Source organism: Pseudomonas salomonii (genome assembly GCF_900107155.1).
Taxonomy (GTDB): domain Bacteria; phylum Pseudomonadota; class Gammaproteobacteria; order Pseudomonadales; family Pseudomonadaceae; genus Aquipseudomonas; species Aquipseudomonas salomonii.
Map to the genome: position 1 here is coordinate 18162 of NZ_FNOX01000003.1, position 13396 is coordinate 31557.

Sequence of the window (13396 nt, forward strand, 5' to 3'; positions counted from 1 at the left end):
CGCCGATCAATCGTGATCGGCGTTGTGGTTAACCAGGTCTTGCTTGCGGCCTAAAACATATCCATCGCATTGCACAGCTTGGCCTTCTGCACCGCCACATTCTCCGGTTTCCCCGTCGGGTTCAGGCGCTGCAAAGCAATCAGGCACTGGCCACCGTCCAGCAGGATCAGTTCGTAATCTTGCCCGGCCGTGGGGGTGAAGTGAAAGCTTTGCCTGCAGCTATAGGAATTGCCACCGGAAACATAGCCCTCACTCTGGAAGTTCATGGCAAAAGGCGTGTTCGCCGGCACCTTCAGTTCGCTACGCGCCGAGCCTTGCGCCTCCACCCGGCGGTTGCTCTCGGGCATGCCCAGGCTGCGACCATTATTCTGCCCCGCAAAGCCGGATTCGGACACGGCCATCACCCCGGCGCCAGGCACACGCCAGTCGATGCAGTCACGGCCCGGCACGCCGCGCGCCATGCCATTGGTGATCACACGCAAGCGTGCGGTATCCCCTGAGGTGGGTTCAACATAGGCCGTATTGTAAGCACGGATATTGGAAATATTGCCGCAGCCACTCACGGCCAGGGCCAGGCCTGCTACCAGAAACACTCGCATGGAAATCCTTTTTTTGAGGCTTAACGGCAGTGATAAGGGCTTTCGCTGCGCAGTTCCTCGCCGGTCCGGGCATCGCGAATGATGACCGTCGCCCCCGGCGCATTGAGGCAGAACGCATTGCGTATGGGGTAAATGTTATGGCCCTCGGCGGTGAAGGTGCCGAGCTTGGTTAACGGTGCGCCGGAGGCGTCCTGAGCCGTTACGGTGTATTCACCCGACATGGTCAGGCAGCCGCTCAGTGAGAGCAGCAAGGTGGCGCAGATTGCATATTTCACAGGTGATGTCCCTATCGCATAGAAATAATTGCCTTGATTGGCAATGGCTGTATGAGCCGACTGCGCCCATATAGTTCAGGGAAACTCGGGAAACCTCCTGCATAACACCTGGAGTGCCTCAGCCCTTCAAGCTTCAAGCATCAGGATATCTTCAAAGAACCCGCCCACCGGCTCGCTGGGGTGGCAGAGCTGGATCTCCAGCACCCACACCATTTCACTTGGCGTGATCTCAAGCGCGGCCAATTCCTGGTTGCCGAACAACGCGTGGGGGAAATCCGCAATACGGTGGCCTGCCAGGTTACGGGACAGCCGCCAGCCCTTGGAAACGGCCCGCGCCTCGGCAAAGTCATAAAGCTCACAGCCAGTCATGCCACGTTTCCAGGCCTCGCGGGTTTCATCGAAGACTTCATGCACAGCCTTGAAGCAATCGCGATGCAGCGGCGCCTCGCCAAAAATGAAAGTATCGCCGTAGTCACCTTCGTAGCCGTCCCACACCGGGCCGAGGTCGACCACCACGATATCGCTGGCACGCAGCGTGCGCAGGGGGTCAATGCCTTCTCTCGGCGGGCGAACCGTGTCGTCGCCAAACCGGATGTACGTCGGGTGCCAGGTGTGGGAGGCACCCATGGCCTGCAATTGTTCGGAGGCCATGTCGAGGGCTGCTCCGGTGGTCATGCCGACTTTAAGGTGGCTGGCAATCGCCGCCAGGGCGCGGATGGTTTTTTCACGGGCGGCGAGCATGCCGTCCAGCGAATACCTCGGGCCGACTTTTTCCCAGGTGTCATCCAGAGTCTTGAGCAGCGTGTCGGCGCTCGATCGGCCACTGGGCACAAAGGCTTCGGCGATAAAACGATGGCTGGGCAAACCCGCTTCCAGGCACTCGGCACGCGTCTGGCTGATCATGCCGCCGTTGCCGCAGGCATACACCTGCGCCGCTTCCCAGCGGTGCCCGTGGCTGAGCGCGACTTCCTGCACCTTGCCCTGGGAAGCCAATACCGGGTGCCAGTGAAAACGCGGGTGGTCGAGTACCGCCTGGTCGAGGAATGCACGGTCGTAAAAATCCGTTGCCTGCGCGCCGCCCCAGTAAAACGTCACGTCCACATCCCGCTTCAAGGCGGTCAGCAGGATCGGCTTGATACCCGCGTAGCCGGTGCCGGTGGCGAACAGCACGACCGGCGCCGCGTCATCGTCCTGCCAGGTGCAGGCACCAAAAGGCCCTTCCAGTTGCAACAGATCGCCGGCCTCCAGGCTGCCCAGCAGGGTCTCGGAAAACAGCCCACCGCTCACCCGGCGAATCTGAAACACCAGGCGCCCATCGCCTTCGGCCGGCAGGTTGGCGATCGAGAAGCACCGCGAATCGCCATCGACCAGGCGGACCTTGAGGTACTGGCCCGCCCTCACGGCCAACGGCATATCCGGCATCAGCACCAACTCGATGATGTCGGCGCTCAATGCGCGCTTGCTCAGCACCGTGGCTTCGACGACCAGCGCGGGCGTGTCCAGCGACCAGCCGGGAATTTCCAGGCGCATGTCGGCGCAGGCATGGCTCTGGCACAGCAGCATTTCATTGGCCGCCAACGGGTAGCTGGGCGCGGGTGCGCCTGGGGCCAGTTGCCTGGCGCGGTATTCACCTTGGGTGACCACCACCTTGCACGACCCACAGGCACCGCGTCGGCACGAAAACGGCACCGACAAACCGCTGGCGAGCATGGCGTCCAGCAGCAGCTCGTCACCGGCTTCAAAGGTTTTCCCCAAGGGAGAGAGTTCGATTACATGGCGTGTGTTCATAAAGACCTCGGAGTGAGTGAGGCCTGATTGTTGCGCTAGACTAGGCCCATTAAAACCTCCAGTTTTGGATACTTCAGATGGTCCAGATGCGTAAATGGCGCCCCCTGCTCAAGCTTGATGACGGCACAAGCCAAGCCTCCTATCGCAAGATTGCCGAAGGCCTCGTCGCGGCCATCCTCGAAGGGCGGCTGCCGCCCGGCACATTGCTGCCGGGTACGCGGGAGATGGCGCAGTTGCTCGACGTCAACCGCAAGACCGTGATCCTGGCCTATGAAGAAGCCCTGACCAAAGGCTGGCTGATCAGCGAGCCGCGGCGCGGGACATTCGTCAATGCGCAGCTGGCACCCAAGCCCGCACCCCGTCACACCAAGCCGTCCTTCGCCCCGGCACTAATGCCGCAGGCGGTCGTGCCCTACTTCAGCCAGAACGCCCAGGTGATTGCCCTGGAGCATCGCCATGACGCGCTGTTTTTCGATAACGGCGCGTGCGATCACCGCTTGTTGCCGCAAGCCGTGCTGCATCGCTACTACCGCAACGCCTTGCGCAGCAGCTTTACCACCAACACGGTGCGCTACGGCAGCGAAGGCACCGGCTATTACCTGCGCTGCGCGCTGGCCGACATGTTGCGCAACAATCGCGGGCTGATGATCAGTGCCGAGAACATCTGCCTGACGCCAGGCACCCAGGTGTCGCTGTACCTCACCGCCAGCCTGCTGATCCAACCCGGTGACGTGGTGTTGGTGGAGCGCCTGAGTTACCCGCCGGCGTGGGAAATTTTTCGCAAACTCGGCGCGCGCTTGATCACCGTCGACATGGACGATGAAGGCTGTCGCACCGACCATATCGAGCAACTCTGCCAAGCGCATAAGGTGCGCATGATCTACCTCACACCGCACCATCAATTCCCCACCACCGTAAGCCTGCATGCGGCACGTCGGCAACAGTTGCTGGCCTTGGCGGCGCTGCACGATTTTTGTGTGATCGAAGAAGACTACGACCACGAGTATCACTTCAACGGGCGGCCCTACTTGCCACTGGCCAGTGACAGCGCGCAACGCCATGTGATCTATATAGGCTCGTTATCCAAGGCATTGGGATCGACATTTCGCTGCAGCTATGTGGTGGCGCCGGCCAATGTGATTGAAGTGCTGCAACAGAGCGCCGCACTGGTGGTCGGCGACACCGACGCCGTCGCGCAAAAGATGTTGGCGGACCTGATCAACGAGGGTGAATTAAAGAAGCACTTGCGCCGTGTTTCGAAAGAATACGCCGCGCGCCGGGAGGTGTTGCAGAGCTGCCTGCACGAGGCGTTCGGCGAGCGTATCAACGTGCGCACGCCCGAGGGCGGGCTGGCGCTCTGGGTACGTTTCCAGGATGAGACCGATGTTGATCGGTTAGTGGAGAATGCGCTGGGCCAAGGGGTTGTGGTGCGTAGTGCGCGTCAGTTTTCGCCTGCGGGCTTGGCGGAGAACGCGTTGCGGCTGGGGTTTGCTTCGCTCAATCGGGATGAGATTCACCAAGGTACGCTGCGCTTGGCGCGGGCCAGGAAGAGCGGTTGAAAGCCGACCTGATCACTGAAGCTGCCCACAGAAAAGCAGGTGCCGATCCGGATCCAAACGCAGTGGCACTCAAAGAGGCAGCATCAAACGAGACCGCTCTTGCACCCGAGCCAACTCGGGAAACTCCAGCAGCAACGCGCGGTTGCCCCTACCGATATGCTCCATGACCGCCCGCGTAACGTGTTCACGCACCCTCCCGGTCGAGACGTAATACATGGCCCAGGCTTGCTCCGGCGTACAGTGACCGATCTGTTCCTCAATCTCCTTGTACGCCTGGGCTCTCGAAGTCCTTCGGCGTTTCTGGTGCGATCAACCCGAACCAGTTGTACAGGTTAACCTGGGGTTCTGCCGCCGTTGCTGGCGTGCTGGCCACCACACAGACAAGCTCAACATCAAGTCCAGTCCGAGCTGTTTTCGCGTTTTTTTCATGCCTAAACAGGACGTTCACGCGCTCAACTGAGTTCGCCGCGCTACCCCGCAGTGCCCAGGAACGGCAGCGCCAGGTACAGCTTGATCACCACCGCATTGGTAATGTCGATAAAGAACGCCCCCACCATCGGCACCACCAGAAACGCAATCGGCGAAGGCCCGAAACGCTGCGTGACCGCCTGCATATTGGCAATGGCGGTCGGCGTGGCACCCAAGCCAAAACCGCAGTGCCCCGCCGCCAGTACAGCCGCGTCGTAGTTGCGGCCCATGACCCGGAACGTCACGAAGATGGCGAACAGGGCCATCAGTAATGCCTGGGCCGACAACAGAATCACTATCGGCAAAGCCAGCGCCGCCAAGTCCCAGAGCTTGAGCGACATCAGCGCAATCGCCAGGAACAACGACAAGCTGACATTACCCAGCAGCGACACTTCACGCTCAAACACCTGATGCCAGCCCAGCGCCGACAAGCCGTTGCGCAATACCACGCCCACAAACAGCACGCAGACAAACGTCGGCAACTCGAAAGCCGTGCCTTTAATAAAGCCATACAGGAAGGTGCCGACCTGCAAGCTGATCGCCAACAGCGCCAGGGTTTCGATAAATGAAAACGAGGTGATCATGCGCTCCTGATTGGGCTGCTCAAAGCCTTTGGGCTGAGGTGGTAGCGCCAGCTCAACGCCGGGCACCTGCACACGCTTGATCAGCAAACGTGCGACCGGACCGCCAATCAGCCCACCCAATACCAAACCGAAGGTCGCCGAGGCAATCGCCAGTTCGGACGCCGAGGCCACACCATATTTTTCGCTGAACACCGCGCCCCAGGCTGCGCCAGTGCCGTGCCCGCCGGACAAGGTGACGGAACCGGCCAACAGCCCCATCAACGGATCGAGCCCAAGCGCCTTGGCCAAGGCGATGCCCATGGCATTTTGCACCACCAGCAGGGCCGTCACGATCAACAGGAAGATGCCGAGGATGCGCCCGCCTTTCTTCAAGCTGGCAAAGTCCGCATTCAGGCCGATGGTGGCAAAGAACGCCAGCATCAAAGGGGCTTGCAATGAAGCGTCGAATCGAACTCCGATGTCCGTCAATACGCGCAGCAATAGCAGCAATGCAGCCACCAATAAGCCGCCGACCACCGGTTCCGGAATACTGTAGGCGCGTAAAAAGCCAATGCGGGCGACCAGCCAGCGCCCCAACAGCAGCACCAGAGAGGCGGCGACCAGGGTTGAGTAAAAATCGAGTTGGAACATCTGGGCAGTTCTCCGAAGTGAACAGGCACACTGGGCTGGCCAGAGTAGAGACAGCAGCACCAGCACACACCCACCCGCGATTAACTACGGACTATTCCCATACACTTAACAACAAGACCTACACAGTTGAGATGTTCACTCGCTGCAAAACCTTTAGAAAAACTAAAAGTGATGGAAACGGCCTATTCCCCACCCAGCACACGCCAGGCACTGTCACCAGGCGCCACGTAAAGCATCCACTGTGAGCAGCACTGTCGACGCAGAGCGTATATCGATCGGCAAAACGCTGTGGTTAGGCCTGTTTCTGACCCGGCGGATTAAATTCAGCGCAAACAAAAACGCCGATCATTGCTGATCGGCGTTTTTGTTGAATATGGAGCGGGAAACGAGACTCGAACTCGCGACCCCGACCTTGGCAAGGTCGTGCTCTACCAACTGAGCTATTCCCGCAAAATGGCGTCCCCTAGGGGACTCGAACCCCTGTTACCGCCGTGAAAGGGCGGTGTCCTAGGCCACTAGACGAAGGGGACACACAACTGAAACACATGGTGTGTGTTTCAGTGCCCAGAGGTTAAATCCGAAGATTATGCCCTGGTTTCACTCAATGCCGCCCGATGGCCACATTGCTTGTAAATTGGAGCGGGAAACGAGACTCGAACTCGCGACCCCGACCTTGGCAAGGTCGTGCTCTACCAACTGAGCTATTCCCGCATATGGCGTCCCCTAGGGGACTCGAACCCCTGTTACCGCCGTGAAAGGGCGGTGTCCTAGGCCACTAGACGAAGGGGACACACGTACAACATTCACTCCCTACCGCGTTTCGCTGTGTGCTTTACGCTGTAAGTGGCGCGCATTCTATGGATGGATTGAAAGGTCGTCAACCCCCAAGGATAAATTTATTTAAATCAATGACTTCGCCCTGCTTTCCAGGCCTTTGCGGACATTCTGCCCGTGGGGGCTTTGACGCCTATATTCTGGCGCCCGACAAGACGCTATAGTTCGCCCGAGTAAATGATGGCAATGTGCATCTATGCAGGGAGCCCGCTCTGTCACGCTTGCCTATATAGAAGAAACTACCTGGGCAACTGGTCGAACAGCCCTATCCGCCGGATGGCCCAGTCACTACACTCCACAGCAAACCCTATAAAAGAGGTCACACCGGTGACACCACTCATGATCACCCTGCTGGTAATAGCCGGGATCGTAATACTGATCGCCATTGGCTACATGAACCACGTGGTGGAAAACAACAAACTGGAAAAAAAACGTACCGAGATCGAGCTCAATGATCGGCTGCGTCGGTGCGGTGAAATCACCGAGACCTTTCCTGGCCAATTGATGACCCCGGCGCTCAAGCTGCTGCTCACCCGCCTTGAGCTCAACGTCAACCAGCGCCTGTTGCACCTCAACAAGTCCAGTGCAGCTCTCAAGGCGCGTATCACTGAGTTGAATGCGCTGATCGCCCAGGGCGAATCGATTCCGGTGACCAACCCACCGGCGCCGATCCAGACCGAAGCCAAGGCCAAGGACGTGCGCTTCCTCCTCGAAGCCCTGCATGGTCAAGTGACCCGTGCGGCTCAGGACGGTTTTCTGCCGACCAACGAGGCCAAGCACTGGATCAAGGAAATTCGCCATATCCTGGTGCTGCTGCACATCGAGTTCTTCAACAACCTCGGCCAGCACGCCCTGCAACAGAACCAACCCGGCCAGGCACGCCTGGCCTTCGAGCGCGGCGTGCAGTACCTGCACAAACAGCCGGAGCCGGCGCTCTACAGCGCGCAGCTGCAATTGCTCGAAAGCCAACTGGCCCGCGCCAACTCCACGGTATTGACCAACAGCAAGCCGGCTGAAGATGAGGTCAATGAGTTGACTGAAGGGCTTAAAGTTGTGGATGCCGATGCGGAGTGGAAAAAGAAAGCTATTTACGATTGATCGTTTGGGGGGCGCGCGGTGGTTGGGTGGGGTGGGTACATATCCGTTGCTGCGGTAACGGCGGCCTAGGGTTCCGCCCTTACGGCGGGTCACTTTTGCAAGGACGCAGAAGTAACCATGGACTTGTTCCCTCGCAGCGGACGCCAAGAAGCGATATTTTAATCGCAACCTTGGAGGCACCTATGTCACAGCAAACCCGCCGCAGTTACACCGATGATTTTAAAGCTCAGGCAGTGACACTCGCTGAAAGCATTGGTCGAGGAGAAGCAGCTCGACAGTTGGATATCTCGGTCAAAACCTTAGGTAATTGGCTGGACGCCGCACGTAACGGGCGTCCTCTCAGTTCTCCCGCCCGGCATCCGGTTTCTGACCTAGAAAGCGAGCTGGCCCGGCTTCGAGCTGAAAATGCCACGCTTAAAATGGAACGAGAAATCCTAAAAAAAGCGACGGCGTTCTTTGCCAGAGAGTCCAACTGAGATACGCCTTCGACGCCCGTGAACGGACTCGCTTTCCAGTCAGGTTGTTATGTCGAGTGATGGAAGTCTCGGTGTCGGGCTTTCACGGCTATTTGAAACGCCGGGAACGTCCTGATCCAGACGCTGAGATTCGCCTGGAAATTCGTGCGATTCATCATGCCAGTCGCGGCTCTTACATCCTTTTCGATGACGAAGTCAGCGGTCTTTTGATCTGCGCTTTTGATCTTGATCTTGATCTGAAATCGCCCCGTCAAACACGATGGCCGGAATTCGACTGTGATTTGGGGGGTAAACCGGCAGGGATGCCGGTTTAGCCGCGCTGGGCCAAGGATGGCCCATCGCGGCGGCCCCCCAAATCACTGTCGGATTGCGGGCATGCCGAGCCACAGCGAGGCACCGAGTGTTGGGGCGAGGACTTTTTGCTTACTTTTGGGGCGTTTGCCAAAAGTGACCCGCTGTAAGAGCGGAACCATAAGCCGCCGTTACCTAAATAACGGATATTCACCCAACCCAACCCAACCCAACCCAACCCACCACGCCACCACCAAGTGCCATCACTTTGCACCTATCCCCCCGCCCCCGACTAGCGTAAAAAAGTGCCCCTAACTCCGTGAAGTCAGAGGCCTGCTATGCCTGTCGCCGTCATTGATGGACAACCGCTGCACTATGTCGACCAGGGCACCGGCCCGGTCGTTCTGCTGGGCTCAAGCTACCTGTGGGACCGCCATATGTGGGCGCCGCAAATCGAAGCCCTGTCGCAACAGTACCGCGTGATCGTCCCCGAGTTGTGGGGCCATGGTGAATCCGGCCCGCTGCCGGCCCAAACCCAGTCCCTCGACGACCTGGCGCGCCAGACCCTGGCCCTGCTGGATCAGCTGGACATCGCACAGATCAACCTGGTGGGCTTGTCGGTAGGCGGCATGTGGGGCGCGCGCCTGGCGCTGCTGGCGCCGCAGCGCATCAACAGCCTGGTGCTGATGGACACCTACCTCGGCGCCGAGCCCGAGGCCACACGCCAGTATTACTTTTCGCTGTTCAAGATGATTGAGGACGCCGGCGCCATTCCTGAGCCGCTACTGGATGTGGTCGCGCCGATCTTCTTCCGGCCAGGCATCGACCGCGAATCTGCGCTGTACCAGGATTTTCGCCAGTCGCTGCAGGCTTTCTCCAAGGAGCGCCTGCTGCACAGCATCGTGCCATTGGGTCGTCAGATCTTCAGCCGCGCCGATATCCTCGACCAACTGCACCGCCTGGACACCGACACCACCCTGATTATGTGCGGCGAGCAGGACAAGCCCCGCCCACCTGCCGAATCCAGGGCAATGGCCGAGCTGATCGGTTGCAGCCTGACCCTGATTCCAGACGCCGGGCATATCTCCAGCCGCGAAAACCCGGACTTCGTCAACGAAGCCCTGCTGACCTTCCTCGCCAACAACGCCTGATCGCACGGTTCCGCCTTTGCTCGTGGATCAAAGGCGGAAGTGCCCCACCATACCCTTGAGCTGCGCCCCCAACTGCGCCAACTGAATGCTCGACGCGGCGTTGCCTTGCATGCTCAGCGCCGATTGGTCGGCACTCGCACGGATACTGGTGACACTGCGATTAATTTCTTCGGCCACCGAGCTTTGCTCCTCGGCGGCGGCGGCAATCTGCTGGTTCATCTGCTGGATCAGGGACACGGCAGCGGCGATGCTGCCCAGCGCGCTCTCGGTTTCCAACGCATCGCTGACGGCCAGCTTCACCAGCTCGCCGCTTTGCTGAATCTGCTGCACCGACGACTGCGCGGCACTGCGCAAGGTGCTCACCAACCGCTCGATCTCCTCGGTCGATTGCTGAGTACGCTTGGCCAGCGCCCTCACCTCATCGGCCACCACCGCAAACCCTCGGCCTTGCTCGCCGGCGCGGGCGGCTTCAATGGCGGCGTTAAGGGCCAGCAGGTTGGTCTGCTCGGCGACACTTTTGATCACCCCCAACACCGTGCCGATGTGCTGGATCTCGGCACTGAGGCTGTCGATGCTGGCGCTGGCGCTGGTGCTGGAGGCCGCCAGCAACTCAATGCGTTGCAGGCTCTGACGCACCACCTGCTGGCCGCTGTCGACCTTGGCATCGGCGGTCTGCGCCGCTTGCGCAGCTTCTTCGGCGTTACGCGCGACGTCATGCACCGTGGCGGTCATCTGGTTCATCGCCGTGGCAACCTGTTCGGTCTCCTCTTTCTGGCTGCTGACCTCTAGATTGGTTTGTTCGGTGACGCTGGAGAGTGATTGTGCAGAGCTGGCCAATTGCTCGATGCCGGCCTGCAAGCCGCTGACCATCTGGCTCAGGCCAGTGCCCATCTGTTGCATCGCTTGCATCAGCTGGCCGATTTCATCACGGCGACTGACCTCCATGCGCCCGCTCAGATCACCGGCAGCAATCTGCTGGGCCACGGCAATCACACTGCGCAGCGGCGCCACGATCAGGCGGGTAATCAACCAGGCGGCAATCAGCCCCACCAACAACGCCAACGCCGAGGAACCGATGATCAGCCACGTGCTTTTCTTCAATTGCGCCTGCATCGACTGGTCTTCGGCGGCATACGCCTGGTTGACCCGGCTGACCACCTGGTCGGCGCGGTCATGCAATTGCTTGTAGACGATTTTTTCCTGAGCCAGCAAACCGGTGTACTCACCGAGTTTTTCGCTGAAGGCGGCAATATGCCCGGACACCTCGTTGAGCACGGTCTGGTAACCCGCGTCCTTGACCGCGGTTTTCAGTTGCTCGACCTGCGCCAGGGCCTGGTCGGCCTGTTCGATCTTGCCCTGCTCGGCGTTGTCGGCATCGGCCCTGCGGCTCTGGTCCAGGCGCACCCGCGCCTCGTTCATGGCTTGCAGCATCAACCGCGACACCTGGCTGACCTGCCCGGCCTGCTCGATAAACTCGGCGCCCTCTTTGCCCTGGCTTTCCTTGAGGCCGTAGGCGCCATCGTCGGCCAGGCCGGCTTGCAGCACATCGAGGTTATTGGCCACGCTGGAGACCGACCAACTGGCCATTTCCAGCGCCAGGTCCTTGGTCTGGGTCAACTCGACAAATTCGTCGAACGCCTGGCGATACGCGGCCAACGCCTGTTCAACGTCGCCCATCACCGGCACATTGGCGGCGGACTGGGCCTTGAGCGAGGCCGCCAGGGCAGCCAGGGCATCGACGCTTTCATGCAAGGCATCGACGGCTTTGGGGTCGGCATGCAACGCGTAGTCCTGCTCGATCAAGCGCACCTTGAGCAAGCCGCTGTTGAGCGAGGACATCGCATTGAGGCCTTCGAAACGCTGACCAACGGTTTGCAGCGACCACACGCCAATGGCCGCCACCAGCGCCGTCAGCAGCAGCACCAGGGAGAAGCCCAAGCCCAGTTTTTTTGCCATACCGAGGTTGGCGAAACGTCGTTGCACGGCCGAAATCATTGCACTTGAATCCTCTTGCACGGGCAGCTGCCAGCAAGCCTGGTTGCCATGCAGCGAGATTCGCAACGAGACGCCATTGGCACAAGACGTTGGCGCCACAATAATGGCAAAAAGCTACATGCTCGTCGTTTTCAGAATGGTCGAGGTCGATCTGGCAGGCCCCATGGCGCGGAACAACGCCAACGCCCGCTGATCAGCAGCATAGGCCACATTGATGCGCAGCCAGTCACTGTGTTCGCCGCGGGGAGTAAACAGCGCCCCGCATGACAGCAAGACGCCAAGCCTGCGCGCGCACGCCTGCAACCGGGAATGATCGCCCAGACCCGGCCGCGCCCACACGAACATACCGCCGGCAGGCACGGCAAACACCTGCCATTCCTCATCCTCCAGCACCTCCAGAGTGGCTGCCATTTGCGCATTCAAACGCTTGCGCAGGCGTTGCACCCATTTGCGGTAAGTACCATTGGCCAACAGCGCGGCGACCACTGTTTCGGCAAACCGTGACGTGCCGATACCGGTCAGGGTCTTGAGGCTGGCCATTCGCGCAACGATGGCCGCGCCGGCACTGACGTAACCCACGCGCAGGGCACTGCTCAGGGTCTTGGAAAAGCTTGATACGTAGATCACCCGGTCATCATGGGGCAAGGCCGACAGCCGCGTGCAACTGGCGTGCTGCAGGTCGCCGAAAACGTCCTCTTCAATGATCAGGAAGCCATCACGGTGCGAAAGCTCCAGCAACCGCTCGGCCACGGCGCGGCACAAGCTGGTGCCCGTGGGGTTGTGGTACAGGCAGTTGATGAACAGGCACTTGGGGCGATGGCGCAGCAGCAGTTGCTCGAGCACCGGCATGTCCGGGCCGCCCACGGTGCGCGGAACTTCCAGCAACGTGACGCCATGACGCTCCAACTGTCGATAGAGGTTGGCGTAGCCCGGCGTCTCGACCACCACCGTATCGCCGGCCTTGAGCAGCGAGCGTATCAACAGGTCCTGTGCATGGCTGGCACCATGGGTGGTCAGGATGCGATCCAGGCAGGTGGCCACCTTTATCTGGGTCAGCCGCTTGAGTAACTGCTCGCGCAATGCCGGCAGGCCCAGTGGCGTGCTGTAGTTAAAGAGGCCGCCCGTGTCGGTGCGGCTGATTTCCCGTATCGCGTAGCACAGGTCATCGCTTTCACGCCAGGTGTCCGGCAGCCAGCCGCAACCGAGCTTCAACTCGCCCAACGGGCCATCGACATAGTCGCCCCAACCCAGCTCCGCCCCCTCATACCAGTGGCTTTCAAGGCAAACAGCCGGCTGGGCGACCACAAATCCCGAGCCTTGCCTGGACGCCAGTAAACCCTGGGCGACCATTCGCTCGAAAGCCTCTATCACGCTGGACTGGCTGAGCAGGTTGTCGAGGGCCAGTTGCCGGATGGACGGCAAGCGCGTACCGGGGCTCGCGCCGCTCTTGCGTATCCATTGCGCCACCGCGCTGACGATTTGCTGCACCACCGGTACAAGGGCTTGTCGATCGATCCCTAAATCCATGAGCCACTCACTTCAACTGTCTGTTATTCAACCCCAAACAGTTAAGCACAGAAGCTCGCTAAAACCGGCCGTAAACTCTTATTAAAGTATTGATTTTATTGACTTATTTACCTTCTGATAC

Annotated in this window: 11 protein-coding genes, 4 tRNA genes and 1 pseudogene; 5 read left to right on the forward strand and 11 right to left on the reverse strand. The window is 59.9% G+C overall.

Annotated elements, in window-relative coordinates; all coding sequences use genetic code 11:
• Positions 1-50: 50 nt before the first annotated feature.
• From BLV67_RS07280 to BLV67_RS07290, 3 genes are all read right to left on the reverse strand, one after another.
• Complete coding sequence (locus BLV67_RS07280; RefSeq protein WP_069788766.1) at positions 51-599, reverse strand: hypothetical protein; 549 nt, start codon at positions 597-599, stop codon at positions 51-53.
• Between the two features lie 20 nt (positions 600-619).
• Positions 620-874: a hypothetical protein gene (locus BLV67_RS07285; protein WP_065931700.1), complete on the reverse strand. Its 255-nt coding sequence runs from the start codon at positions 872-874 to the stop codon at positions 620-622.
• A 126-nt stretch (positions 875-1000) separates the two neighbouring features.
• Positions 1001-2662, reverse strand: coding sequence for an NAD(P)H dependent flavin oxidoreductase family protein (locus BLV67_RS07290; RefSeq protein ID WP_069788765.1), 1662 nt, complete (start codon positions 2660-2662; stop codon positions 1001-1003).
• 77 nt (positions 2663-2739) lie between these two features.
• On the opposite strand from BLV67_RS07290, the gene pdxR reads away from it, so the two are divergent.
• Positions 2740-4221: a MocR-like pyridoxine biosynthesis transcription factor PdxR gene (gene pdxR / locus BLV67_RS07295; protein WP_069788764.1), complete on the forward strand. Its 1482-nt coding sequence runs from the start codon at positions 2740-2742 to the stop codon at positions 4219-4221.
• A 470-nt stretch (positions 4222-4691) separates the two neighbouring features.
• On the opposite strand, the gene gltS is transcribed toward pdxR, so the two are convergent.
• From gltS to BLV67_RS07330, 5 genes are all read right to left on the reverse strand, one after another.
• Entirely contained in the window at positions 4692-5903 is a 1212-nt protein-coding gene (gene gltS / locus BLV67_RS07310) for a sodium/glutamate symporter (protein WP_074854436.1), read from the reverse strand.
• Positions 5904-6277: 374 nt separating this feature from the next.
• Positions 6278-6353, reverse strand: a tRNA-Gly gene (locus BLV67_RS07315).
• A 4-nt stretch (positions 6354-6357) separates the two neighbouring features.
• A tRNA-Glu gene (locus tag BLV67_RS07320) sits at positions 6358-6433 on the reverse strand.
• A 105-nt stretch (positions 6434-6538) separates the two neighbouring features.
• A tRNA-Gly gene (locus BLV67_RS07325) sits at positions 6539-6614 on the reverse strand.
• 3 nt (positions 6615-6617) lie between these two features.
• Positions 6618-6693: transfer RNA gene (locus BLV67_RS07330), tRNA-Glu, on the reverse strand.
• A gap of 383 nt (positions 6694-7076) precedes the next feature.
• Here BLV67_RS07330 and BLV67_RS07335 point away from each other — a divergent pair.
• The 4 genes from BLV67_RS07335 to BLV67_RS07350 all read left to right on the forward strand — a co-directional run bounded on the left by BLV67_RS07335 (position 7077) and on the right by BLV67_RS07350 (position 9753).
• Positions 7077-7835 carry a hypothetical protein gene (locus tag BLV67_RS07335; RefSeq protein WP_244160703.1) on the forward strand — a complete coding sequence of 253 codons (759 nt, stop codon included), beginning with the start codon at positions 7077-7079 and terminating at the stop codon, positions 7833-7835.
• Positions 7836-8017: 182 nt separating this feature from the next.
• Positions 8018-8311: a transposase gene (locus BLV67_RS07340; RefSeq protein ID WP_064452164.1), complete on the forward strand. Its 294-nt coding sequence runs from the start codon at positions 8018-8020 to the stop codon at positions 8309-8311.
• 56 nt (positions 8312-8367) lie between these two features.
• Entirely contained in the window at positions 8368-8625 is a 258-nt protein-coding gene (locus BLV67_RS32305; protein WP_143039891.1) for a hypothetical protein, read from the forward strand.
• 315 nt (positions 8626-8940) lie between these two features.
• Positions 8941-9753 (forward strand): alpha/beta fold hydrolase, encoded by an 813-nt coding sequence (locus BLV67_RS07350; protein WP_069788760.1) that lies wholly within the window; start codon positions 8941-8943, stop codon positions 9751-9753.
• Positions 9754-9780: 27 nt separating this feature from the next.
• Here the strand turns inward: BLV67_RS07350 and BLV67_RS33625 are convergent, their stop codons facing one another.
• The 3 genes and pseudogenes from BLV67_RS33625 to BLV67_RS07360 form a co-directional block, all read right to left on the reverse strand.
• On the reverse strand, positions 9781-10662 hold the full coding sequence (locus tag BLV67_RS33625; protein ID WP_425272301.1) for a methyl-accepting chemotaxis protein: 882 nt from the start codon (positions 10660-10662) through the stop codon (positions 9781-9783).
• Positions 10639-11748, reverse strand: a pseudogene (locus BLV67_RS33630) (HAMP domain-containing protein); the annotation flags it as partial. The pseudogene BLV67_RS33630 and the gene BLV67_RS33625, both read right to left, overlap by 24 nt.
• A gap of 114 nt (positions 11749-11862) precedes the next feature.
• The gene (locus BLV67_RS07360; RefSeq protein WP_069788758.1) at positions 11863-13275 is read right to left on the reverse strand and encodes an aminotransferase-like domain-containing protein; all 1413 of its coding nucleotides are present in this window, start codon (positions 13273-13275) and stop codon (positions 11863-11865) included.
• Positions 13276-13396 lie beyond the last annotated feature (121 nt).

Bases quoted from the DNA above. Each gene is read 5' to 3' on its own strand.
- BLV67_RS07350 (WP_069788760.1), top strand. From the start codon at position 8,941: ATGCCTGTCGCCGTCATTGATGGACAACCGCTGCACTATGTCGACCAG.
- BLV67_RS07360 (WP_069788758.1), bottom strand. From the start codon at position 13,275: ATGGATTTAGGGATCGATCGACAAGCCCTTGTACCGGTGGTGCAGCAA.
- BLV67_RS07290 (WP_069788765.1), bottom strand. From the start codon at position 2,662: ATGAACACACGCCATGTAATCGAACTCTCTCCCTTGGGGAAAACCTTT.
- gltS (WP_074854436.1), bottom strand. From the start codon at position 5,903: ATGTTCCAACTCGATTTTTACTCAACCCTGGTCGCCGCCTCTCTGGTG.
- BLV67_RS07340 (WP_064452164.1), top strand. From the start codon at position 8,018: ATGTCACAGCAAACCCGCCGCAGTTACACCGATGATTTTAAAGCTCAG.
- BLV67_RS07280 (WP_069788766.1), bottom strand. From the start codon at position 599: ATGCGAGTGTTTCTGGTAGCAGGCCTGGCCCTGGCCGTGAGTGGCTGC.
- BLV67_RS33625 (WP_425272301.1), bottom strand. From the start codon at position 10,662: ATGCAAGCGATGCAACAGATGGGCACTGGCCTGAGCCAGATGGTCAGC.
- pdxR (WP_069788764.1), top strand. From the start codon at position 2,740: ATGGTCCAGATGCGTAAATGGCGCCCCCTGCTCAAGCTTGATGACGGC.
- BLV67_RS07335 (WP_244160703.1), top strand. From the start codon at position 7,077: ATGATCACCCTGCTGGTAATAGCCGGGATCGTAATACTGATCGCCATT.